We start from the raw sequence: 24,921 nt of genomic DNA on the forward strand, positions 1-24,921 counted from the left end.
AGATAGATTTAACTGTGGAAAGTTTACACACTTTTTACACTATCTAAAAGAAAAAGAGTTACAATATTCCAAAAAGAACAGTATTTTTTTCCTATCTGACATGAAATATTCTTATTTAGTTTAACTCAAATTTCGTCATCTCATCCTTAATTCGAATCCGATCATCTCAATAACACTGAATGACCAGACAAAAACACATAAAAAGTGGAATCTTACATTCCACCTTTTATATTTGATTGAAAGGACTTAAAAAACTCCTCTTTCTGAATTTGATAAACCTTACAATCAATCCATTGTCGTCTACTATTTTGACAGGCGTTTTTCAACAAACGATCATATGTCATACCAAGCTTTTGCATCACGCGGCCTGATGCCACATTTAACACATCGTGACGAGCCTTCACTCTCGTAAACCCGACTACTTCAAAAGCAAAAGCTAAAATCGCACAAGAAGCCTCCGTCGTAATTCCTTGATTCCAATACTTTCGACTTAAACAATAACCAAACTCACAAACAGCCCCTTCTTTTTGATGTAAGTTGACTATATTAAATAAAGAAATCGACCCAATCACATCCTGTGTTTCTTTTAAAACTATTGCCCATTGATAAGTCGTTAGATGTTGATAAGCCATCTCCCATCCTATCAATACTTTAGTAGTTTCCCCGATATGATGATGTATAGGCCAAGCCACATAGCGTGTCACTTCCTCATCACTTGCCCAATTATTAAAAACCATTACTGCATCATCCCGTTTGAATTTTCTTAAAATCAGCCGTTTCGTTTCTAACTCACACGTTCCTACATGCTTGACCATTCATACATTCCTCATCTCATTCTATTACATTTTTATTAGTTACATTATAACATCTAACCCTTTGACTTAGACATCCTTTCAACTATCTCTTACATTTATTTTCCACTATCACCGTAATTACTTAAAAATCGAGCAATCGGATCCAAAACCTGACATCCTTCCCTTGCTTGATTCAACATCCAATAATCAACCTCAACCCCATAGACTTTTACACTGCAAACAACTAAACTGCCATTTAACTCAAAAGGTTGCATCTCTGAATCTTCAACTCTTATAGTCGATAAATAATAAAACTCTCACATCCCCACACGATTTTCAATCATACATCAATCAGGTCCTCGATACGAAATCTAGACAACACTTCCTTCAAACTCTTCTGTTTTTAAATCATTACACCATAAATCCACACATACCTCCTAGCCCCCCCACTTTATTAAAGTTTTCTAAACTATATATCTAGAAACGTCTAACAAATAACAAATTTTTCTGATTTTTTGAAAAGTTGTATATCTTTGTCATTATTCCGAATAATAAAAATAATCTTATAAAAAAGAGGGACTTTATGGTTGAATCAATAATTGATACTATATTACCTATCATTATTAGTATTTTAGAAATGATGGGAATCTTAATTATAACCATTGGATCATTTAGGGCTTTTTATCATTATGTTAGAGCACTTCTCACAAAAGATGCCTACCCTGTTAAACATCAATTTGCTAATTCCATGGCAACAGGGCTAGAATTTAAATTAGCAGCTGAAATATTAAAAACTGTTCTCATCCAAAGTTTAAATGAACTTATTATCCTCGGTTCCATCTTTTTATTGAGAGTTTTAATGACGATTGTCATCCAATGGGAAATGAAAGAAGATGCTAAAACCAACGTTAAAACAGAATAAAAGCTCGCTGTAATAGCGAGCTTTTATAATTTTATAAATAACCTTTTTCTTTAAGACTTACAAATTGATCATCACCGATAATTAAATGATCCAGCACTTTAATACCAATTAATTCGCCTGCCTCATACAAACGATGAGTCAAGCCAATATCTTGTTCAGACGGTGTAGGATCACCACTCGGATGATTATGTGCACAAATCACCGAAGCCGCAGAACGTTTAATGGCTTCTTTAAAGACTTCTCTTGGATGAACAATCGCTTTATTTAATGATCCAATAAAAATTGTTTTTTTCGAGATGATATAATTTTTAGTATCTAAGAATAAAACAACAAAATGTTCTTGTGTCAAATGTTTCATTTCAACTGCTAAATAATCGACACAATCACTAGGTGATAAAATAGCATCAACTTTTTGATATTTCGCTTTAGAAATACGTTTCCCAAGTTCAATACTTGCAAGCAATTGAATCGCTTTGCTTTTGCCTACTCCCTTTACATTCATAAGCTCTTCAATGGTCATCTCATTTAAAAACTTCAATCCTTGTGTTTGCTTTAAAATAAGCTGTGCCATTTGAAGAGCTGATTGATTCTTTGTCCCCGTTCTTAATAAAATGGCTAAAAGTTCAGCATTTGATAAAAACTCTGCCCCCTCAGTTAATAAACGTTCTCGTGGCCGCTCATCAAACGGTAAATCACGAATCATAAAGGACTCCATTTAAAATCAATCACTTCCAATCTTATTGAGTTAACCATTGATAGATTTCAAGTAACATTTTTTGACGCTCATTGGCAAGCGTCTCAAAGGAAGCATTTGATAAGGTCATATAATAACCAAAGATGTGCATCTCATCATCTGTAAACGTCTGTATAAACTCACTTGTCATTTCAAATGGATTTTGTTTGACAGCTTGTAAAAAATAATCCCAACGTAAATCTCCACTTTCAATTTCTAATCGTTTAATGAAATACGTTAAATTTTGGCTTTTTAAAGCTTGTTCAACACTTTCTAATGATTCTTTCGTTCCTGAGATATGGGAAAATACAGAATACTTTCCATCCGTTCTAGTAACACCATAGTTATACCCTAGTTTTTGTAAATCTCCAGCTAACGTTAGAAGATTATCATAGGTTTCAAAAACACCTAACTGCATAATATAAATGGCATTTTCATCATTTACTGCCACCTCTATCGAGGTCTTTTCTTCAGTTGTTTCATCTGATTCGCCCGTTGCTTTAGTCTCTTCAGGTGTCTCAACTGAGACAGTTGGTTGATCCTCACTTGAATTTGGCAATAAAATCCCATCTAATATTTTACCAAACGAAAACCCTAAAACAGTAAATATCAACGTCAACAACAAAAAAGCTCGAATCATCTTAGGATCCATTTTATTTTTTTTAACCATAATCCCCCATCCAATCGTACAAATCATCCCATGATTAGTTTTACTAATTAGTTTATGAGTCTCATGATATCAAAATCATCTTAAGAAAATTGTTGAAATCTCATTTCATTAAATATTTTCGAACTTCTGAAATGAAATATAAAGATCCCGTAATAATTAGGCACTTCTCATCCGTTAAGTGATCTAATAACTTCTCAAGTAATTGTTCATAATCTTCGTCATAATCTGCATTCAGACCGCTATAACTCTCAAACTGATTTTTTCCCGATTGTGCCCGTGGATAATCAAAGGTTGTAAAATGAACCTCATCCGCTACTACTTTTAAATACTTAAACATCTCGCTATACTCTTTATCCTTTAAAACACTCACCATAAATACATGGCGTTTGGTTGGATAAAGCTCTTGTACTGTTTCACATAGGTTCTTCATTCCCTCAGGATTATGAGCACCATCTAAAATAATGGCTGGCTCATCATGAATCAATTCAAAGCGACCTTTCCAAAAAGCTTCTTTCATTCCCCTATATATATTTACTTCAGAAATGCTAAAAATCCTTTTTTCTTTTAAATACTTTAAGATAGAATAGGCTAAAGTCGCATTTTTAACCTGATGAAGTCCTTTCATATTTAACTTAACATTCGGTAAATCAACCCAATCAAATTGAATCCCTTCATGTCGATTCTTAATATTTGTTGGAGCATAAGTACTTAAGGCATTTAAATATGGGCTATTTTTCCCTTCACAGGTAACTTTAAAAATTTCTAACACATCGTCATCATCCTCTGTTGTAAACAAAGGAACACCATGTTTTACAATCCCCAGTTTTTCAACTGCAATTTTTTGTAAAGTATCACCTAAAATCGCTTCATGATCATGGCCGATATTCGTAATCCCACATGCCAGTGGTTGGATCATATTTGTTGCATCCAAACGACCTCCTAATCCCACTTCATAAATCACGACATCAACGGGCTGATTTTTAAAATAAACAAATGAAATAAGTGTGATTAATTCAAATTCTGTAAAAGGTCCAATATCAGTTTTATTAATTTCTTCAACGATCGGTTTCACGACATTCGCACACCACGCTAAATCATCATCACTAATCGGAACACCATTTAATGTAATACGTTCATTAAATGATTCAATATAGGGAGACGTAAAGGTTCCTACAAGATACCCTGCATCCTGTAATACCGAACGAAGATACGTAACTGTTGATCCTTTTCCATTCGTTCCTGCAATATGAATAGTTCTTATTTTTAAATGGGGATTCCCAAGACGTGCTAAAGCAGCTTCCATTCGTTCAAGTCCTGGTTTTATTCCAAATCGTAATTGTTGATTTACCCATTCAATGACATCATTTCCATTTCTAAACATTTCAACACCACCTAATTACATCAAAATCAGCTGTTTTAATTTAGCGTCACTTGGATTTTTTCACCTTTCTTAAGTGTCTCTCCCATTAAAACAGACTGAGAAATAACCTGATTACCACTTCTTTTTTCCACTTCATCTGATCCTTCAGTCGACACTACAATTAAATCGTGTTCATTTGCAAACTCCATTAACTTTGACACGCTTTTCCCCGTAAAATCATCCATTACAGGGGCCCCTTTAGAAACGGTTACCGTTAAGACCAATGGATCTTTTCCAATGACAGTTCTTGGTTTAATGGATTGTTCCATGACCCTATTTTGTAAAATATCATAGGAATAAACTAATTCATAAATCACTGTTATATTTTCGTGTTCTTTGTCATATGCCATCACTTCTTCGGCTGACCACCCATGAAAATTAGGAAGTGTATTTGATTGAATTGAATATTTAACATTAAAAATTAATGTGCCAATAATCCCAAAAAGAAAAATCCAACAATAAAACTTAGCATTTAAACGATATTTTTTTCTTTTCTTTGACTCATTCATGTTGATACCACCCTTTCCCCATCCAATAATAGATTATTTTTCCCATTTTATCTAAATTTATAACTCTCTTTTGATTTAAGCATCATTTGATATCATATTTTTTGTAATACTATCATAATTCTACCAACTAATATTCGTTTTTGAAAGAAAAAACCGTCCCTCATAACTTGTATTTTTTGTCACATTTACTAAAAAATATAATTACTTACAAAATTCATCATCTTAGTCGATAAAAAAAACTGCCCTAAAACTAAGGCAGTTTAAAAATAATTATTTTTGAAGTTGTGCTAAACGTTCTTTAACCGTTTCAAATTTTTCTTTGTAATCAGCTAATTTATTACGTTCTTCTTCAACTAAGTGAGCAGGTGCTTTTGAAACGAATTTTTCATTTGCAAGCTTAGATTCTCCACGTTTAACTTCACCTTCTAATTTTTTAAGTTCGGCTGTTAAACGATTAATTTCTGCACTTACATCAATTAATCCTTCAGTTGGTAAGAAGATATCAGCTCCTGTTACAACAGCTGTCATTGTTTCTTCTGATACTGTTAAATCTTTTTCAATCACTAATTCACTTGGATTACAGAAACGAGCTAAGTAAGCTTGGTTTGCTGTTAAGTTGACTAATGCCTCTTCTGATTTAGCGTTGATAAAAATACGGATTTTTTTGCTCATTGGCGCATCTACTTCAGCACGGATGTTACGAACTGAACGGATAATATCCATTAATAATGTGAAATCAGCCATTGTTTTCGCATCATTGAATTCTGGTTTAACAACTGGCCATGCTGCTACTGCACATGCCGTATTTTCACGTGTAATCATTTGATAAATTTCTTCTGTTACGAATGGCATAAATGGATGTAATAATTTCACGATAGATTCTAATACATAAGTTAAAACCATACGAGTTGAACGTTTTGCTTCTTCGTCTTCACCTTGTAATGGTAACTTAGCCATTTCAATATACCAGTTACAGAAATCTTCCCAGATAAAGTTGTATAAGTGACGTCCTACCTCACCAAATTCAAATTTATCTGCATTATAGTTGATTGCTTCAATTGTTTCATTTAAACGACCTAAAATCCATTTATCTGCAACGTTTAATGTAGCAGCCTGTAAACATACATCTTCTACTGTCATCCCTTCCAAATTCATGATGACGAAACGAGAAGCATTCCAAATTTTATTAATGAAATTCCATGTAGACTCTACTTTTTCTTCAATATAACGTAAATCTTGACCTGGTGCTGAATTTGTTGTTAAGAAGTAACGTAAGCTATCTGCCCCGTATTTCTCAATAACATCCATTGGGTCAACCCCATTACCTAATGATTTACTCATCTTACGTCCTTCAGCATCACGTACTAATCCATGGATTAAGACATTTTTAAATGGACGCTCATCTGTAAACTCTAAACTTTGGAAAATCATACGAGATACCCAGAAGAAGATAATATCATATCCTGTTACTAATGTATCTGTTGGGAAGTAAGCTTTAAAGTCCTCACATTCAACATCTGGCCAACCTAAAGTTGTAAATGGCCATAAAGCAGACGAGAACCATGTATCTAATACGTCTTCATCTTGGTTCCAGTTTTCAATATCTGCTGGAGCCTCTTCTCCGACATACATTTCTCCAGTTTCTTTATGATACCAAGCTGGAATTTGATGTCCCCACCATAATTGGCGTGAAATACACCAATCATGAATGTTTTCCATCCAACGTAAGAATGTATTTTCAAAACGCTCTGGAACGAAGTTTACTTTATTATCAGTTCCTTGATTTGTAACTGAACGAGCAGCTAATTCTTCCATTTTAACGAACCATTGTGTTGATAAATAAGGTTCAACGACTGCATCTGTACGCTCAGAGTGCCCAACTGCATGAACATGTTTTTCAATTTTAACAACTAATCCCGCTGCTTCTAAATCAGCCACTAATTGTTTACGTGCATCTGCACGATCCATTCCATTATATTTACCTGCTAATTCATTCATTGAACCATCTAAGTTCATACAGATTGGACGAGCTAAGTTATGACGATTTCCAACTTCAAAATCGTTAGGGTCATGAGCTGGCGTAATTTTAACAGCCCCTGTTCCAAAATCCATTTCAACATATTCATCAGCAATGACTGGGATTGGTTTAGCATTTCCTGGAATCAGAACATTTTTACCAAGTAAATGTTTATAACGTTCGTCTTCAGGGTGAACCGCAACGGCAACGTCTCCAAACATTGTTTCAGGACGAGTTGTTGCAACTTCTAAGAATTCATCTGTTCCTTCAATCATGTATTTGAAATGATAGAAAGCTCCTTCGATTTCTTTATGAATAACCTCGATATCAGATAAAGCTGTACGAGCTGCTGGATCCCAGTTAATAATGCGTTCACCGCGATAAATTAATCCTTTTTCGTATAATTGAACGAATACACGGCGAACTGCTTTTGATAATCCTTCATCTAATGTGAAACGTTCACGAGAATAATCTAATGATAACCCCATTTTTTCCCATTGCTGACGGATAAAGCCTGCATATTCTTCTTTCCATTCCCACGCTTTTTCTAAAAATGCTTCACGTCCAATATCGTAACGAGATAATCCTTGTTCTTTTAAACGTGCATCAACTTTTGCTTGAGTTGCAATTCCAGCATGATCCATTCCTGGTAACCATAAAGCATCATAACCTTGCATACGTTTCATACGAATAATGATATCTTGTAACGATGTATCCCAAGCATGTCCTAAGTGTAATTTTCCTGTCACGTTTGGTGGCGGAATAACGATTGTATATTTTGGTTTATTTGATTGTGGTTCTGCTTTAAAACAATCTTGTTCATACCAGAACGCATATTTACCTTGTTCAACATCTAAATGATTATACTTAGGTGCTAAGTTCTTAGTCATTTTAATGCCCTCCTTCAATTCAAATTCACGATAAGGTCCCGTTTAATCATCAGAAAATAAGCTAGCAAAAGTGTGCATGTACATCTTGAAATTTTATTCTTTCATCTCAAGACCAAACAATTGATAGACGACATCGAATTAGTGATATCCACCACAGGCGTATAGACGTTCTAGCTCTTAATTCATTTAAGAAGAACATCTAACATAGTTAAACTAAGTCCGTATCAGTAAACCGACAAGCTCGACTAACAAAAAAAGCACTCCGTCCTATAAAAGGACGAAATGCTTAAAATTCCGCGGTACCACCTTAATTGTAAGTTTATACTTACCACTTATGCTTTAACGCAGCAAACGGAATTTCTTACTAACTTCTCTATTCAGAAACTCAACTCGCAGGCTACCTTCAAAGTCTTCACATAGAGTTCTTTCAGCACATGAACTCCTCTCTAAAATGTAAAAATACTTTTACTCCTCCTGGTCACGGTTATTACCTATCATGCTATATATGTTAGTATTCTACAACATCAAACAAATTTATTCAATAGCTGAATAAGAATTTCAAATTAATTCTAATACCTTATAAAAGATATTAAGTGAATGGAACAAAAAAACATCTAACTTAAAAATTTGCTAGATGTTTTATATATAATGATTAATAACCTAGATCGTGAAAGTCAGTCTTGGTTATTCAAATGCTCGATTATCAAGTCTGAATACACATTCTCTCCCCTCGAAAAGCCGCCCTTCATTACTAGATAATGAGATAAAATTTTCTTTCTGTAGAAAATTAATCAGGGCTTATATATTATATCCCTTATCTCATGCATAAACTATATTAAGGGGGTGGATATGATGTATCCAAAAAATAATCCAAGAAGAGGTGGATGGCGAGCTTATCTAAGCTCTTTAAAATCAATTATTTGTCTTTTATTTTTTTATCAATTATTCCTCATCATTTTTTCTTTTTCACAGTTTGACTTTGTCATGTTGATGATCCTTGGGGGCTTGTTGGCGTTGTTGTGGTGGGTGTGTTAAACTCATTATAAACTTGAAAAGCTAATAAATGAGGAGCTAATGTTTCATTTAATACTGCAATATTAATCAACGAGTGGTCTTGTAAAGACTCACCGAGCTCTGATAAGTCAACTAATAATGATTTAAAGAAAAAATAGTGCCGCAAAATTGCGGCTTTTTCATTTTTAACATAATCTAAAATAATTGATTTCATTCCAGGAACCTGATAATAAACCTCAACCAAATAATACATATCCAATGAAGATAAAGAAAACAGGCTTTTTTCAAAATTAATCAGATATGTATCCTTTTCGCTTATTAAAACATTAGCCACATTCACATCACCGTGAATTAAACTAATCGGCATCTTATGATCCCTTTTTAATAAATCGTAAAACTTTTTCAACTCCTCATGAGCCTGCTGTAACATCCGATAAATCATCGGATAAACCATCATAAAATACCACTCATAAGGCGAGCGATCCTTCTTAAGTTCGCACGCCTCCATAATTTTTTGTAACTTCGAATAACTCGTCTCAAGTCGTTTATACTCTTTATTATAAATTTTAGAAATTTCTTCATCGCTTATATCCGTCATTAAACGCGTTTTCTCATGCAAGTCATTTAACAATTCAACATAATAGTATAACTGCTTTTCAAGTGGAACAGCAATAATTTGAACATAATCTGTCAGATAAAAAAATTGACCTCGACAAGGAACTAAATGTTGTCGATCTCTCGTTCTATAAATGGGTAAAATATTTTTAGGTAATGACTTATAAGCAAATAATTGCTTCATAATAAATTCATCATTACCCTCTGCTAGCTTTAAAACATATTCGTGTTGTGCTGTCGAAACTTTCAAAGATTTAGAGGTAATGTTTGAAACCTTTTCAACACTCAGATTATAATTTGTTTCAATTAAAATTTTAATTTCTTCTAAATTGTCCATAATTTATCATCACATGATCGCCTGGACAAAGAGGAGACTGAACATTTGCACAATTATAAATATGATCTTGGGTTACATTATATTTTGTACAAATATCATCAATGGTTGTTTCTTCCTCTTGAACAAACACGATTTTAATAATACTTTCCCCATCTGAGAATTGACTTGCAATCGAATCATCACTTGATGATGACATATTGACGGCTACCTTACTTTCCTTTACCTCTTCTTCAACAGGTTGTACAGCAACTAATGATTGTTCCACTTGAACCGGTTGTGTTATTTGTTGTGTTACTTGAACTGGTTGTGTCATTTGTTGTGTTACTTGAACTTTTTGAATAACAGGTTGTGAGACAGTTTGAATTGATGTCGAAACTGGCGTTTCAGATACAGTTTCTTGACTTTCCACCGTCGCCACTTCCTCCTCTTGATCTAATCCATATAACATATCAAACAAGTTAGACTTTTCTTTCACAACAGGCTCTTCAAAAGTTACTTCTTTAATATTTTGTTTTAATGGATACGGTAAAATTTCTTCCTCTTCTATCATTTCTTTTGGTTCTGTCACTTCTTCTTGCACCACTGGAATTGGCATCACTGGATGATATTTAGTCGGCATCGTTTGTTCTGAAATAACTTCTTCCCATCCTGTTGATTGTGAGATTGGTTGTTGAATCGTTTGCTCAATCGTAGCCACTTGCTCAACAACTTTTTGTTCAACGGGTACTTGAATTTCCTCAACTTCTTTAACGACTTCCTCTTTAACCGGTACGACTTCTTCAACCACCTCAGTAGCAGGAGTAGTTGGAACAGGTTCTGATTTTTTTTCTACAACAACCGGTTCTTTATTTAAAATTTGCTTAATTTTATCTGTTAATGTTTCTTTTCGAGATGCCTGCTCAACAAATGCACCTGAATCAGATAATTGTTCAACCACTGGCTCTAGCTCTTCTACTACTTCTGCTTCAATCACTGGCTCTAACTCTTCTACTACCTCGGCTTCAACCACTGGCTCTAACTCTTCTACTACTTCTGCTTCAACCACTGGCTCTAACTCTTCTACTACTTCTGCCTCAACCACTGGCTCTAACTCTTCTACTACCTCTACTTCAATCACTGGATCTCGGTCTTCCACCACCTCTACTCCAATCGCTGGTTCTAGCTCTTCTACTACCTCGGCTTCAATCACTGGTTCTAGCTCCTCCACTACCTCACCTTCAATTACTAAATCTGGCTCTTCTCCTACTTCCTCAATCGGTGCAACTGCCTCAACATCCCCCCCAACCACAGGAACAAATTCATCATTTGATTCAGTAAAGATTTCTGTTTCTCCTTCTTCCTCTCCATCATTTTGAACTTGGTTAACTGCTATTTCTTTTCGAGCCACCTCTGATAAAAATGGTTTAGGAAGTGCAGCATCTTTTTTAACTGGTTCCTCATCAACTAATTCCACCGCTTCCTGGTGAGATGGCATCGCAACGTCATCAAAATCTAAATAGTCAAGATCCTCATCATCATTCGACGCAACTGATTTAGGAGAAAAAATAGCTTCCTTAGTAAAAATAACAGGCGGTTGTTCCTGCCCTTCATCCTCTTCATCAGGTTCAATTAATGTTGGTGTACTATCTAAATTATATCCTGCAATGCATAATCTAATATTTAAACATAACCTATTTCCATCTTCAATCGTATAATCAAAATTCTCTACATCAATTTTAATATTCGTCGTACGATCGTTATTAGGTAGCGTGATATCTAAAGGAATACACTCATTAAATAAAAATTGCTCTTTAGTCGATGAAACATATTCTCCATCAATACACACTTGCCCGCGAAGTGATAAATAATCCCCTTCATCATAAACGTTTGTCTCAGGTACAATATTAATCGATACAATATCTTCTATGTTTTTGATTGGTAGTGTACAATCCCAATTAAATGAATAACTCATTTTTTACCCTCCTATTTTTCTTTGTCATTTCATTATATTCCTAAGTCTTTAAAATATGTAAAAACTTGCGAGGATGACTAAGACTTCATCATTTTTTTAAACATAGAATCTTTTATCGCTTAACAAACATTTTAAACCGAAATGTTCTTTACCATTTTTCTACATTTTTTTGTTATTTCGACTATTTTTTTTACCATAAATTATGATATAATTACTTCATCCAAGAAATTGGATAGCATAACACTACCCTAATTGATACGGTTTACCCCATCATGCCGTATCAGTATATTATTCTCTTTCCATTCCAATGTTTTATAATTACCCTTTTTTTGAGGTAGAATGGACCTCAAACTTTCTTAGAAAAGAGTCTGTTTAAACTTTTTTTAAATAGACTCTTTTTTTATGTTAAAACTTCATTAAAAAAGACTATCTCACTTTAGAGATAGTCTTTTTTTTATTCAAATGTAATTTTGTTGACAGTTTCCTGATCTAAACGACGAACAACTTCTGTCATTAATTTAACTGTATTTTCATAATCATCACGATGAATCATTGAAGTATGTGAGTGAATATAACGTGATGCAATTCCAACTGACATCGCAGGGGCCCCATCATGTGCTAAATGCATTTTGGCTGCATCAGTTGCTCCTCCTGGCGTAATATCAAACTGATATGGAATATTTAATTCATCCGCTACGCTCACAACAAAATCACGTAATCCTTTATGACCAACTAATCCACCATCAATTAAAGTAATGATTGGCCCTTTCCCCATTTTTGCTTGGATTTGATTCGTAACCCCTGGCACATCTCCAGCTAGTCCTACATCTAAAGCGAAAACGATGGATGGGTTAATCATTTGGCTTGTTGTCACTGCTCCACGGCATCCAACTTCTTCTTGAACTGTTCCCACACCGTAGACGATGTTTGGATGAGATTCACCTTTTAAATTATTTAACACTTCAACAGCTACGGCACAACCGATACGATTATCCCATGCCTTAGCTAATAAGTATTTATCATTCGCCATCGTACGGAACTCAATATAAGGAGTAATCATATCACCTGGTCGAATACCAAGCTTTTCTACCTCTTCTTTACTCTCAACACCTAGGTCAATATACATTTCTTTAATATCAACCGGTTTTTGACGTGCCTCAGGTGTCAAAATATGAGGTGGTGTTGACCCAATAACCCCATGATACGTTTTCCCACTATTTGTTGTGATAGTGACTTGTTGTGCAAGCATCACTTGTCCCCACCATCCACCTAGTGTCACGAATTTAATAAATCCATTATCATCAATACGTTGAACCATAAATCCAACTTCATCCATATGACCTGCAATCAAGATTTTCGGTCCATCTTTTTCCCCTACTTTTTCAGCAATTAATGATCCGATATTATCTTGATAAATTTTATCTGCTGAGTCACCAATATATTTTTTCATCACTTCACGTGCTTGACGTTCTTGACCCGGTACAGCATTTGCATCTGTAATTTCTTTTAAGAACGTTAGAGTTTGATCTAACTTAGTCATTATGTTTCCTCCTATTATCCATAATTTTCTATAAGTAGTATCATATCATTTTATCTCATTGATGAAAATAATTTTAAAAATATTTTCTTTAAAAATATCAAAAAAACACTACCTTAAGGTAGTGTTTGAAGTTTATAAAAAATTATTTATTCATTGCAGCTTTTGCAGTTTCTGCTAAAGCTGTGAATGCAGCAGCATCAGCTACAGCTAAATCAGCTAACATTTTACGGTTAACTTCGATTCCAGCTAATTTTAATCCGTGCATTAATTTGCTGTATGATAATCCATTCATACGAGCAGCAGCGTTGATACGAGTGATCCATAATTTACGGAAATCACGTTTTTTCTGACGACGGTCACGGTATGAATATTGTAATGATTTCATTACTTGTTCATTTGCAGTTTTATATAATGTGTGTTTTGATCCAAAGTAACCTTTTGCTAATTTTAAAACGCGTTTACGACGTTTACGTGATACAACTCCACCTTTTACACGTGGCATATTGAGTTCCTCCTTTTGTAGTACAAAAAATATTTAAATGATTATAAGCTATATAACATATCTTTGATACGTTTGTAATCGCTATTTGAAACAACAGCAGCTTTAGCTAAGTGTTTCTTTTGTTTAGTTGTTTTATTGTGAGCTAAGTGGCTTGTATAAGCGTGAGAACGTTTTAATTTTCCTGATCCTGTACGTTTAAAGCGTTTAGCAGCTCCACGATGAGATTTCATTTTTGGCATGGTAGAGTTCCTCCTTTATCTTTTCTACTTTTTCTTTGGTGCTAAAACGAGAAACATTGAACGTCCGTCAAGTTTTGGATTTGATTCAAGGTCTGCGATTTCAGCACACCCTTCAGCAAAGCGAGTTAAAACATTGCGACCGAATTCTGTATGAGCAATTTCACGCCCTTTGAAACGTACGCTAACTTTAACTTTATCACCTTTACTAAGGAATTTTTGAGCATTTTTTAATTTAGTATTAAAATCATGCTGATCAATGTTAGGACTTAAACGAACTTCTTTAAGACTTACAACCACTTGGTTTTTTCTCGCTTCGCGAGCATGTCTTTGTTGTTCGTAACGGTATTTACCGTAATCCATAATACGACAAACAATCGGATTAGCTTGTGGTGCTACACATACTAAATCTAAATTTTGTTCAGAAGCAGCACGTAAAGCATCTTTGCGTTGCATTAAACCAAGTTGTTCGCGGTTAGGACCAATGACTAACATCTCCTTAGCGCGGATATCCTCGTTGACTAAGCTCTCGTTTTTTACATTCTTCTTGCTAATGATGAGCACCTCCAATTTTATAGAACATTCATGGAAAAAAAGAAAAACGTAGGCATTCAAGCGCCCACGTTTAAAATCACAGTTAAAAAAAACTATGCGACTTTTAAACCTATCGACTTAAGCCAATCAGGTGAGAAGTGGGTACTTCTTCTTTCCACATGATATTCACATTTATTAATTATAACACCTTGATTAGTATATGTCAATCAAGCGCTATATATTCTTTAATTTTTTTAAGATTTGTATCATTTAGGAATCCACTCTCAACCAATGCGGTTAAAGCATCATCATTAATGACCTCATCTTTAACTAGTCTATCATAAGTTTTGTTTTTAATCAACTCTTCATAGTAAGAATTAAAAATTTCCAGTGTTATGGTTTGATTGTTCAGATATTCCTGAGTATTTGCTAAATATTCTTTCATTTCATTAATTCCAATCTTATTATTTGAAAAATTAGCTAAATAACCAGAAGTTGTTGCAATATACGGGATTAAATATTCATAGGCATCTTGCAACGAATTTTTACGACTTGGGTCTTTTTGAATCATTTCTTCCATCACTTTAAGATTAACTGTCGTCCCATCAAAAATGAGATGTGCCTCTTCTTTGTAAGTTTGTAATACCTGAGTAAGTGTTTCATAGGGGGCATAAAACTCTTCAATATCCTTTGAAATAAAAGGAACTGTTTTTAATAAAAAAGAGGAGAATGTATGGGGGCCTACTAAATTAAACAAAGGAAATCCAACAATCATTAAAACAATGATTAAATACGTATACGTATTTAAAATGGTACACCCAGAACTTAGAATCCTTCCAAACGTTGAATTTAACTTAATTTTTCTGAATAAATACCTTTCCCATTCATAGTTTCTTCCGAATACATATAGAATGCTCTTTATAATAATAAATATAAACATATAAATAATAACAAACATAATAAGTGGAATAATCATTTCTTCGTGAGGTTGCACTAAATAAAATAACTCATCAGGAATCATTAATCCTATATTCGCATTTTCTGGAATCGTCTGAATCGCTTTATTAGTTAAAAAAATAGAAATAAAATAAGTCGCTATCATTGAAATCAGTTGCAAAATAAGTTGAAGAAAACTGAAACGAAACGTATCTTTATAACCCAGATAAGCAGCGATTAAAAAAACAAGAAGGGCTATTACATCTACACTCCACTGTCTTAACACGACCATAGTTTCAATCATTTTTATCACTCCCTACTTTACAATACCTACTTATTCTTTCCTTTTAACTGATAAAAACACAATCATCAACTAAATTCATTATTGTAATTCTCTATCATTCTATTCATAAAATTCCAAAAATCTATAAAAAAATGAGAAGCTACAAGCTTCTCATTTTGACTTATTATTCAGGTTTATAGTTTTTACGCTCTGCAATTTCTTCAACTAAGAAATGAACGAATTCTTTTAATGGTAAAGTCTGAGTTTTTTGCTCACCGAAACGGCGGAATGTGACTTCATTATTAGCAACTTCTTTATCCCCTAATACAATAGACATTGGGATTTTCTTAGTTTGTGATTCACGGATTTTATAACCCATTTTTTCTTCACGCTCATCGATTTCTAAACGAACACGGTATTTACGTAATTCTTTAGCAACTTCTTTTGCGTACTCTAAATGATATTGATTATTAACTGGAATCACTGTTACTTGTGTTGGAGCTAACCATAGTGGGAATGCTCCTTTGTAAGTTTCAATTAAATAAGCCATGAAACGCTCATATGTTCCGATTAAACCACGGTGCATAACAACTGGACGTACTTTTTCACCAGTTTCAGATACATAAGTTAAATCGAAACGTTCTGGTAATAAGAAGTCTAATTGAATAGTTGACATTGTAATATCATGTCCTAAAGCTGTTTTGATTTGGATATCTAATTTAGGACCATAGAAGGCCGCTTCTCCTTCAGCTTCAATGAATGGAATATTATTTTCGATTAATGTCTCGCGTAACATTGACTCTGCATTTTCCCACATTTGATCATCATCGAAATATTTTTCTTTGTTTTCTGGATCACGAAGCGATAAACGATAGTAGTTAATTTCAACTCCGAAGTCTTTAATCACACGGTGAATTAATTCTAAACAACGAGAGAACTCTTCTTTAATTTGATCTGGACGAACAAAAAGATGAGAATCTGTTAAAGTCATCGCACGTACACGCTCAAGACCAGTTAAAGCACCTGAGGCTTCAAAACGGTGTTGAATAACTTGCTCTGCATAACGAATTGGTAAATCACGGTATGAACGTAATTTTGTTTTATATACCATCATATGGTGAGGACAAGACATCGGACGTAATACTAATTCTTCATTATCCATTTCCATTGGAACGAACATATCTTCTTGATAATGTGCCCAGTGTCCTGAAGTACGATATAAATCAACAGATCCCATAACTGGAGTTGCTACGTGTTGGTATCCGTAATCTTCTTCTAATTCAGTAATATATCGTTCGATTTGTTGACGAACTTTCATACCATTTGGTAACCAGATTGGTAATCCTTGACCTACTAATGGACTGAATGTGAATAATTCTAATTCACGTCCTAATTTTTTATGATCACGTTCCTTACGCTCTTCTAAAATACGTAAGTGATCAGCTAAAGCATCTTTAGATAAAGCAGCTGCCCCGTAAATACGAGTTAACATTTTATTGTCGCTATCTCCTCGCCAGTAAGCTCCTGCTACACTTAATAATTTAAAGAACTTAACATCTTTTGTATTTGGAACATGTACTCCGCTACAAAGATCTGTAAAATCACCTTCTGAATAAGTTGTGATGATTTCACCTTCTTTAATCGCATCAATTAATTCTAATTTATATTCATCAGCTGCAAATAATTCTTTTGCTTCTTCACGGCTTAATTCTTGACGAATAATCGGTAAAGCTTCTGAAGAAATTTTTTGCATCATTTTTTCAATAGCTGGTAAATCAGCTTCTGAAATTTTTGATTCTGTATCAATATCATAATAGAATCCATCTTCAATCGCAGGTCCTACTCCAAATTTTGCATCTGGATAAAGACGTTTAATAGCGGCAGCCATTAAGTGAGCAGCCGAATGGTTAATAATTTCCCACGCTTCTGGACGATCATTTGTAATTAATTCAATTTTTGCATCTGCTTCAATTGGACGAGTTAAATCATATAAATGTCCGTTAATTTTAGCAGCCACACATTTTTTACGTAATCCTGGTGAAATAGAGTGCGCAATCGCATCTGCAGTAACTCCATTTTCAAATTGTTTCACATTCCCATCTGGGAAAGTAATGTTAATCATGGTATTTCCTCCTTTTATTTTTCGTTTACCTCGGAGCGAAATTTTTGAGTATAAAAAAAATCGCTCCTAAAATTTAATTAGGAACGATTATAATCGCGGTACCATCCTATTTCCAACAAAGAAAAGACTCTTCGTTAGCAACTCAATTTAACGTTAACGCAGTCAGCGGGAAACTTTTTCAAGTCCAGTTCAAAGGGAGTAATTCAAACATCGTACTTAGAAATCTTTCAGCCATGGATTCCCTCTCTAGAAAGTCGTATGAATAAATCATATCCTTATCAAAACCTTTGATATATCAGTCTACTCATTAGTATATGTATGAATCATATTATAATGTATGATTTTTTTGAAATCAAGCAAAAAGTGATAAGAATTTTAGCGATTTTGACGATAATTTGTTCCAGTAATAGCGACAGGAACACTTAAAGCTTTGATACGTTCTAAAATACGTGCCCCCTTAATTTCCTCAACTTCTCCTTTTTGAGTATAAGAATAATGATGACGTAATTGTTCATAATCCAAGTTCGAAGTGAAAAAAGTTGGAAGCCCCTGATGCATTCGATAATTTAAAATACGGCCAAGCACTTCATCCCGCATCCAGCTCGTCATCGATTCACTTCCAATATCATCTAGCATCAAGACATCGATTTGCTTTAATTGTTCAATTTTATCATATCCACTATTATTGTCACTATTAAATCCTGATTTAATTTCAGCAACCAATTCAGGAAAGTAAACTAAGCCACAAACAATTCCACGTTGAGATAAGATATTTGCAATGGCGCTTAACATATATGTTTTCCCTGTGCCAAAAGGCCCATATAAATAAAGACCGCGACCTTTTTTATTTGTCATGTATTCATTAATAAATAAAGTTGCTTTTTCATAAAACTCGACACGCTCAGGATCCATGATAAATCGTTCAAAATTCGCATTTACAATATCACCCGGCATATGAAAACTTTTAATATTCGCTAAATGTTTTTGATTTAACTCATAATGACAAGGCGTATATGCAATCTTAAGTTGCTTATACCTTGGTTCAAGTTCTGGTCGATGTCCTTTAACGGGTTGCTTACAATAATCTAATCCTAGACAACCCTCACATTTGGATTTATTTCGTGAATACTCATCTAAATCGGATATAAAGCTCGACAGACGTGACATATCCACCTCAGACTCATGACATTTTAATGCCTGTGCAATCTCTGGTTCATTTAATAACTCTTGATATGCCTGCTCAGCTCCAAACGTTTTCGGTATTAAATCACCTAATCGTTTCATCTAATTCACCCTTTCCCATTTAGAATCTGACTCTGTAATTGTTTCATGCGTTCAATCTTTTGTAAATCTTCTTCACTCAATGTTTTTTTATTCGATTCTTGCGTTTGCGGTGCTTTCAGCCAATCAGGAACTTGCTCTTGACGAACTACTCTCGCTGATTTTTGATAAGATGGTTTACTTGCTGCTGGCATCGTTTTTTCATTTTCACGTTTTTGCTTCGCTTTAAGCGTTGACTTAACTTGAGCAATTGCTTTTTCAGTATTATCAATCTCTTTACGCTGCCATTCACCCGCAATTTTTTCAACCAATTGCTTTGGCAATCGCCCATCTGAAATATTTAACACATAATCAATCAACACATTCACAACACCGGATGGCATTTGTTGATCCACCACTAACCACTCAACTAATTGACGATCGGCTGGAACAGGTTCTTTTTGATGTTGCTTAAACTTCAAGAAACTAAGTGGATGTTGTGACAGATGAATCAATAATTGTTTTTCCTTTGCACTTGCCGCATTCGCTTCACTAATCATGGTCTCTTGATTAACCTGCGAAACTTCCACCACCTCGATTGGCTTTCCTTTATTTAGAAATTGAAAATATTGTTTCGCTTGTTTTCTAAATACCTCTAAGTTGACGAAGCCATCACTATCTAAAGCATCAAAAATAAGACGAGCTAATTCACTTTCATCTAATTTATATAAAAAGGCAATCTTATTAATTTGATCGAGAAGTTTATCCGATAAAATTTGATCATCGAGTCCAAACTGCTTGAGTAAAGCAAATAGTAACTCTTCATTAAAGGCTTTCTCTAGCTCTACTCCCTCACGCTTCATCTCACTAACCGGCAGTGGACTAGCTTGTAGGGTTTGAGAGTTACGAAGTAACACCGTCGTATCAAATACTTCATTAAATGGTTTTGAGACATTTTTTCCTTCTGCTTTAAAAGCATCTTCAATAAAAAATTGCTTTAATGCTTGATAATCTACATTCCCAACTTTTAAATTTAAAAAGACATTAATAATTCCATCGCTAAAAAAGGCACGAGCTTTCATCGGTCTTTTTAAAACATACGTTATATGATGAGATTCTTCGGTGATATACACAGAAACTAATCCAACGGCTTCTAATTTATAACGCCACTCTAAAAACTCCTCAATATTCGTATTGAGTAACTGTAATAACAAATGATGCGTTAAAGATTGTTCCTGTTTTTTTAGTGCTAACGTATTTAAAGTCGTAAATAAACTCACGGCTTGCGGACCAATAATGGGTTGATACAGCAACGTCAAAACTTGTATTTCTTCCGAAGTCATCATTTGAATGGGACTTAAGTCGAATGTTGTATTCGGTTTAAGAGATACTCCCATTATTCAAACACTCCTTCTTTTAAAATGTTAAATCCCTATTAAAAATAGGGATTAATCAATCTATTATCGGTTTAAAGCTAATCCTTTAAACATAATTTTTTTATCTAATTCTTTATAGAATTCTTGAATCAGTTTTTTACCTTTTCCAAATGTAATGAGACCAGGCGTATTAATCGTAAAATCAACCGCTGATTCAATCGGCGTAATTTTAACAATCGTCACAATCACTTCAGCATCTTTACGCTTAAGCATTAATTCTTGACGATCATCATCTTCAAATTTTACCTCAAAGTTTAATGATTTAGCAACCTCAATAATCGCTGCTTTCGTTGGTTGATACTTTGCTTTATAGTAATGAGTCATTAACGCCTCATCCGTCGTTTTTTCACCTGATTCGTAGTGTGTTTTAAATAAGTCCATAAATCCCATTTCTAGTTCCTCCCTTAATTCCTATACTTTTCCACTATATTAATTATGACTATGTTTAAGACAGCAGCATAACTGATGATACAGTGTCTCAAACTGAGTTCGTAACTCACTGACTTTACCTTCGTTAACTAAAACGAAGTTCGCAAGATCACGTTTTTTATCCAGTGACATCTGAGAATTAATCTTGGCGAGCGCATAGGCCTCCTCGATTTGGTCTCTTGCCATCAGTCGTTTAATTTGCGTTTCCTGACTGACATAAACGACAATCGTCACATCCGTCAGTGATTCAAACTCAAACTCATATAAAAGTGGCATATCGAGAACCACCATCGATTCATTAGCTTTTTTCGCGAGTTCAATCCCTTCTACTAACTTTTCACGGATTAAGGGTTTCATAATTTCATCTAATTTTGCTTTTGCAGCCTTATCTTGAAAAATTAAACGCCCTAGCCCCCCGCGGTCTAGGTTCCCATCCGCTAAAATAATATCCTGTCCAAATACATCTGCTAATCTTTTTAGAAGTACCGTATTTGGTTGTTGCATCTGTCTGACAATTAAATCAGCATCTAAAACCGTCACACCCTTGTCTAAAAACAACTGAGTGACCGTACTTTTTCCTGATGAAATTCCACCCGTTAATCCAACTACTAACATGGATACAATCCCCCTTAAGACTTAATTATTTGGCATGTTGGACAAAAGTAAGTTCCACGTCCACCAACCTTAATTTTCTCAATAGGGGTTTCACAGATTTTACACACTTCACCCAATCGTTGATGAACTAACAACTCTTCTTGAAACGTTCCTGATACACCATGTGTGGATGTAAAGGTTCGAATGGTTGTCCCACCTAATGAGATGGCTTTTGCTAACACCTCTACTGTATATTTTACCACATTTTCAATCTCGTTGTCGGATAATTCATAGCTTGGGGTTAAAGGATGAATCTTTGCCCTAAATAACACCTCATCTACATAAATATTACCCAGTCCACAAACTACACTTTGATCTAGTAATAATGACTTAATCGGTTTCTTTTTCCCTTTTATTTTTCCTTTAACATACGCTGGGGTAAACTCATCTGAAAAAGGTTCCACCCCAAGCACTTTAAAAGCAGAGGTTTCTTCTAAATCTTGACCTTTTTCATATAAATGAAACGTCCCAAATTTACGCGTATCTTGATAAAGTAACTGACGTCCATTATCGAGTTTAAAGATAGCATGAATATGCTTGTTTAATTCAAAATCATCTGCCTCATAAAAGTACTTACCTTCCATACGAAGATGCGAAAGGAGTTGATAATCTTGAAAATGAAAAACTAAATACTTTCCGCGACGACTAATCTCTTCTATCACTTGATTCGTTAGCTTTTCTTTAAAAACATCTGCACTCATATTTTTAACCATCGGTTCGTATCGTAACTCAATCTCTTTTATTCTTAAGCCTTTAATCTGGCTATTTAACACATTTTTAACTGTTTCAACTTCTGGTAATTCTGGCATAGCAATTAGTCCATCCTTTTTCATGTCATTTTCATGTTGTTTACTTCACAATGGATTGGTAAATCTCAAACATCATGATTAACAAGTCACGCTCAAGCGTTGAAATCGGTGCTTGATAATCTAAGTATTTGCCTTTAAAAACAATCTCTAAATCCGATGTCTGTAAAATCAATTGTTGCACCTGCTCGACTTCCTCTTGACTTAATTCAATCGTAATCCATTCGATAACTTCATCTTCAATCCAAACTTGACGCTTTTCAGACGGATCCATTTCAAACGAAACGATTGCCTCTCCATTTTGACGAAGCTCAATCAAATCAAAATCATTCATCGTCTGACCATAATATCCAAATACAACAGGCATCGTCGCACTTGTAATATCACTATTTGCCACGATATAAGGCATCACATTAATATTTTGTTCAACCATTGACTTATCTACACCCTCAGCCGTTCCTTTTTTTATATTTGTAAAAGCATAAGTGGCTAAGTTAACGGGATTAAAAGCGGTCGATGATTGAAGTGCCAGCTGATTATAGGTAATCACTTGCTGATTACTTTCTGTATTCACTAAGACTTGAATTTTCCCCGCATATTTACCGAGTGCCTTATCTCGTCGTTGAGCTCGCTGAAGTGTTACTTCAGATAACTTCAAATGAAGTGTCTCTTCATAACTACTTCCTAAATACGGCTCAATCTCTTGTAAAAAGTTAATAACAAATCCCAGTTGATTATTCTCAATCAATTCCTCGATTTCCTTCATGACCTCTAAATAAAACTCCGATTGATAATACCATCTTAGCGACGTGATACCCTCGTCATTTTCATTATCAATCAAATAATTCAATCGTTTAATTGCCTCAACATAATTTTTTTGTTCATAAAATTCATTTGCTTCCGTCAAATATTGTTCTTTAATCAATTGAACACATTGCATGATTCTACCTTTAGCCAATTCATAATAAGACTGATCATTAAACATCACTTGACCATAAGCTTCAATCGCCTCTTCAATGAATCCCTGTTGTTGCAAATTCACACCTTTAATATAAGCTCTTTGTGATTGATAATACTTCGATACTTCATCAATTGTTTCAATTACTTTAGAACTCGAGAAAAATAACGGTTCAATAATTTGCTCATACTGCAAATACTCTTCGTACTCAATTTTTCGAAGCATATATAAATTCGTATAATATTGATAACGACTAATCAAAGAATCTCCTAAATCCTTTTTAATTCGTTGTCCATAGTCACTATCTAAATTAATAAATCGCTGATAAACCGAAGTCACATCATCTGGCGATACTTCATCATAAATATAATTAACTAAGATATTCAACTGTTTTTCATACAGGATAACATGTCGATTATAAATCATGGCCCCCCATATAATCAATGCTACAACCATAACAATAACAATTTTTAATGAAAAGAACCAATAATTTTTTAACTGCTTTAATACCCCCATAACGTCCACCCCAACGAAACTTGCTTTTATTACCATTTTAACACAGAAAGCGCCTATCACCTATCATTTATTCGAATTTTTCACAAAGAAAAACGCTGACTAAAAAAAGATTTTCACAACCTCTAACGCCTAAAAGAAACTCAATTTTAAGGCGCTAAAGAAATATCTCCATCATCAACTATCACGCTTCCCTAAATGAGTAAAATAGATTAAAATAAATCTACTATCAAAAACGGGGGGATTTTATGATTCGCAAGGCTTCTTTAAATGACTACAATCAAATCTCAAAACTAGTTTCAGAAGTTCATCAACTTCACGTCCTAAATCGACCAGATGTCTATTTGGATCTAAAACAACCATTTTCATACGATTCTTTTCTTCAGTTACTTGAAGAACCAACCTCAAATCTTTTCGTCATCGAAAATTCTAATCAAAACCTCATCGGATACGGTATCATCAACTTCCTTAAAACACGTTCACTCACCATCATGAAGCCATCAACAATCGCCTACATTGATGATTTTTGTATCTCATCTTCTTACCAACATCAAGGCTATGGTGCACAACTTTTTGATTACTTAAAAGAATATGCCAAAGAACAAGGTGCTACCTCTTTACAACTGACGGTTTGGGAGTTTAATGAACCAGCTATAGCTTTTTATGAAAAAATGGGCATGAGTACGAGAAACAGACGATTAGAATTGCCGTTAAAATAAGTAAAAAGGAGAACGAAAACTTCTGTTTTCATTCTCCTTTTTTTTAGATTAATTCTTCTAACATATCAAGTAATTCATTGAAGCGTTCAATCGTTGCCTCTAATGGCATTGAGGTCGTCAT

Annotated in this window: 23 protein-coding genes and 3 other annotated features; of the genes, 2 read left to right on the top strand and 21 right to left on the bottom strand. The window is 34.3% G+C overall.

The annotated features are described in order from the left end of the window. Nucleotides 1-212: 212 nt before the first annotated feature. Nucleotides 213-815 carry a GNAT family N-acetyltransferase gene (locus tag J6D32_RS07600; protein WP_009606904.1) on the bottom strand — a complete coding sequence of 201 codons (603 nt, stop codon included), beginning with the start codon at nt 813-815 and terminating at the stop codon, nt 213-215. 95 nt (nt 816-910) lie between these two features. Continuing rightward, a complete protein-coding gene (locus J6D32_RS07605; protein WP_006785473.1) occupies nt 911-1,069 on the bottom strand; it encodes a hypothetical protein in 159 nt (52 codons plus the stop codon). A gap of 308 nt (nt 1,070-1,377) precedes the next feature. On the opposite strand from J6D32_RS07605, the gene J6D32_RS07610 reads away from it, so the two are divergent. After that, entirely contained in the window at nt 1,378-1,716 is a 339-nt protein-coding gene (locus J6D32_RS07610) for a DUF1622 domain-containing protein (protein ID WP_006785472.1), read from the top strand. Nucleotides 1,717-1,747: 31 nt separating this feature from the next. Here the strand turns inward: J6D32_RS07610 and radC are convergent, their stop codons facing one another. The 19 genes from radC to J6D32_RS07705 form a co-directional block, all read right to left on the bottom strand. Then, nucleotides 1,748-2,419, bottom strand: a complete 672-nt coding sequence (radC, locus tag J6D32_RS07615) for a RadC family protein (protein WP_006785471.1) — start codon at nt 2,417-2,419, stop codon at nt 1,748-1,750. A gap of 34 nt (nt 2,420-2,453) precedes the next feature. Beyond that, a complete protein-coding gene (locus J6D32_RS07620; protein ID WP_229059721.1) occupies nt 2,454-3,119 on the bottom strand; it encodes a sporulation protein in 666 nt (221 codons plus the stop codon). Nucleotides 3,120-3,219: 100 nt separating this feature from the next. Beyond that, entirely contained in the window at nt 3,220-4,500 is a 1,281-nt protein-coding gene (locus J6D32_RS07625) for a bifunctional folylpolyglutamate synthase/dihydrofolate synthase (RefSeq protein ID WP_287467501.1), read from the bottom strand. A 35-nt stretch (nt 4,501-4,535) separates the two neighbouring features. Beyond that, the gene (locus J6D32_RS07630) at nt 4,536-5,048 is read right to left on the bottom strand and encodes a PASTA domain-containing protein (RefSeq protein ID WP_006785468.1); all 513 of its coding nucleotides are present in this window, start codon (nt 5,046-5,048) and stop codon (nt 4,536-4,538) included. Between the two features lie 270 nt (nt 5,049-5,318). After that, nucleotides 5,319-7,955, bottom strand: coding sequence for a valine--tRNA ligase (locus tag J6D32_RS07635; protein ID WP_006785467.1), 2,637 nt, complete (start codon nt 7,953-7,955; stop codon nt 5,319-5,321). A 270-nt stretch (nt 7,956-8,225) separates the two neighbouring features. Further along, nucleotides 8,226-8,446 (bottom strand) — a binding site (T-box leader). Nucleotides 8,447-8,937: 491 nt separating this feature from the next. Next, complete coding sequence (locus J6D32_RS07640; RefSeq protein ID WP_006785466.1) at nt 8,938-9,921, bottom strand: hypothetical protein; 984 nt, start codon at nt 9,919-9,921, stop codon at nt 8,938-8,940. Further along, complete coding sequence (locus J6D32_RS07645) at nt 9,899-11,872, bottom strand: hypothetical protein (protein WP_006785465.1); 1,974 nt, start codon at nt 11,870-11,872, stop codon at nt 9,899-9,901. Before J6D32_RS07645 ends, J6D32_RS07640 begins: the two co-directional genes overlap by 23 nt. A gap of 454 nt (nt 11,873-12,326) precedes the next feature. Further along, a complete protein-coding gene (locus J6D32_RS07650; protein WP_006785464.1) occupies nt 12,327-13,412 on the bottom strand; it encodes a M42 family metallopeptidase in 1,086 nt (361 codons plus the stop codon). Nucleotides 13,413-13,554: 142 nt separating this feature from the next. Further along, nucleotides 13,555-13,914, bottom strand: a complete 360-nt coding sequence (gene rplT / locus J6D32_RS07655) for a 50S ribosomal protein L20 (protein WP_006785463.1) — start codon at nt 13,912-13,914, stop codon at nt 13,555-13,557. 41 nt (nt 13,915-13,955) lie between these two features. Beyond that, the gene (gene rpmI, locus J6D32_RS07660; protein WP_006785462.1) at nt 13,956-14,153 is read right to left on the bottom strand and encodes a 50S ribosomal protein L35; all 198 of its coding nucleotides are present in this window, start codon (nt 14,151-14,153) and stop codon (nt 13,956-13,958) included. Between the two features lie 24 nt (nt 14,154-14,177). Further along, nucleotides 14,178-14,714, bottom strand: a complete 537-nt coding sequence (infC, locus tag J6D32_RS07665) for a translation initiation factor IF-3 (RefSeq protein ID WP_170837685.1) — start codon at nt 14,712-14,714, stop codon at nt 14,178-14,180. A gap of 25 nt (nt 14,715-14,739) precedes the next feature. After that, nucleotides 14,740-14,864, bottom strand: a sequence feature (ribosomal protein L20 leader region). A 43-nt stretch (nt 14,865-14,907) separates the two neighbouring features. Next, the gene (locus J6D32_RS07670) at nt 14,908-15,924 is read right to left on the bottom strand and encodes a hypothetical protein (protein WP_006785460.1); all 1,017 of its coding nucleotides are present in this window, start codon (nt 15,922-15,924) and stop codon (nt 14,908-14,910) included. 163 nt (nt 15,925-16,087) lie between these two features. Further along, nucleotides 16,088-18,025: a threonine--tRNA ligase gene (gene thrS / locus J6D32_RS07675; RefSeq protein WP_006785459.1), complete on the bottom strand. Its 1,938-nt coding sequence runs from the start codon at nt 18,023-18,025 to the stop codon at nt 16,088-16,090. Nucleotides 18,026-18,101: 76 nt separating this feature from the next. Beyond that, nucleotides 18,102-18,316, bottom strand: a binding site (T-box leader). An 84-nt stretch (nt 18,317-18,400) separates the two neighbouring features. Further along, nucleotides 18,401-19,309: a primosomal protein DnaI gene (gene dnaI, locus J6D32_RS07680; protein ID WP_006785458.1), complete on the bottom strand. Its 909-nt coding sequence runs from the start codon at nt 19,307-19,309 to the stop codon at nt 18,401-18,403. Nucleotides 19,310-19,314: 5 nt separating this feature from the next. Further along, nucleotides 19,315-20,682: a replication initiation and membrane attachment family protein gene (locus J6D32_RS07685; RefSeq protein WP_006785457.1), complete on the bottom strand. Its 1,368-nt coding sequence runs from the start codon at nt 20,680-20,682 to the stop codon at nt 19,315-19,317. Nucleotides 20,683-20,745: 63 nt separating this feature from the next. Then, nucleotides 20,746-21,111, bottom strand: coding sequence for a hypothetical protein (locus J6D32_RS07690; protein ID WP_006785456.1), 366 nt, complete (start codon nt 21,109-21,111; stop codon nt 20,746-20,748). Nucleotides 21,112-21,150: 39 nt separating this feature from the next. Then, a complete protein-coding gene (gene coaE / locus J6D32_RS07695) occupies nt 21,151-21,765 on the bottom strand; it encodes a dephospho-CoA kinase (protein WP_006785455.1) in 615 nt (204 codons plus the stop codon). Nucleotides 21,766-21,779: 14 nt separating this feature from the next. After that, nucleotides 21,780-22,613: a DNA-formamidopyrimidine glycosylase gene (gene mutM, locus J6D32_RS07700; protein WP_006785454.1), complete on the bottom strand. Its 834-nt coding sequence runs from the start codon at nt 22,611-22,613 to the stop codon at nt 21,780-21,782. Nucleotides 22,614-22,653: 40 nt separating this feature from the next. Then, nucleotides 22,654-24,084, bottom strand: a complete 1,431-nt coding sequence (locus J6D32_RS07705) for a hypothetical protein (RefSeq protein ID WP_287467502.1) — start codon at nt 24,082-24,084, stop codon at nt 22,654-22,656. Nucleotides 24,085-24,329: 245 nt separating this feature from the next. Between J6D32_RS07705 and J6D32_RS07710 the strand changes: the two genes are divergently transcribed. After that, entirely contained in the window at nt 24,330-24,800 is a 471-nt protein-coding gene (locus J6D32_RS07710) for a GNAT family N-acetyltransferase (RefSeq protein WP_287467503.1), read from the top strand. The last annotated feature ends 121 nt before the right edge of the window (nt 24,801-24,921 follow it).

Origin of the sequence: Turicibacter sp. (genome assembly GCF_017941855.1) — a bacterium.
Classification (GTDB): Bacteria; Bacillota_I; Bacilli_A; order MOL361; family Turicibacteraceae; genus Turicibacter; species Turicibacter sanguinis.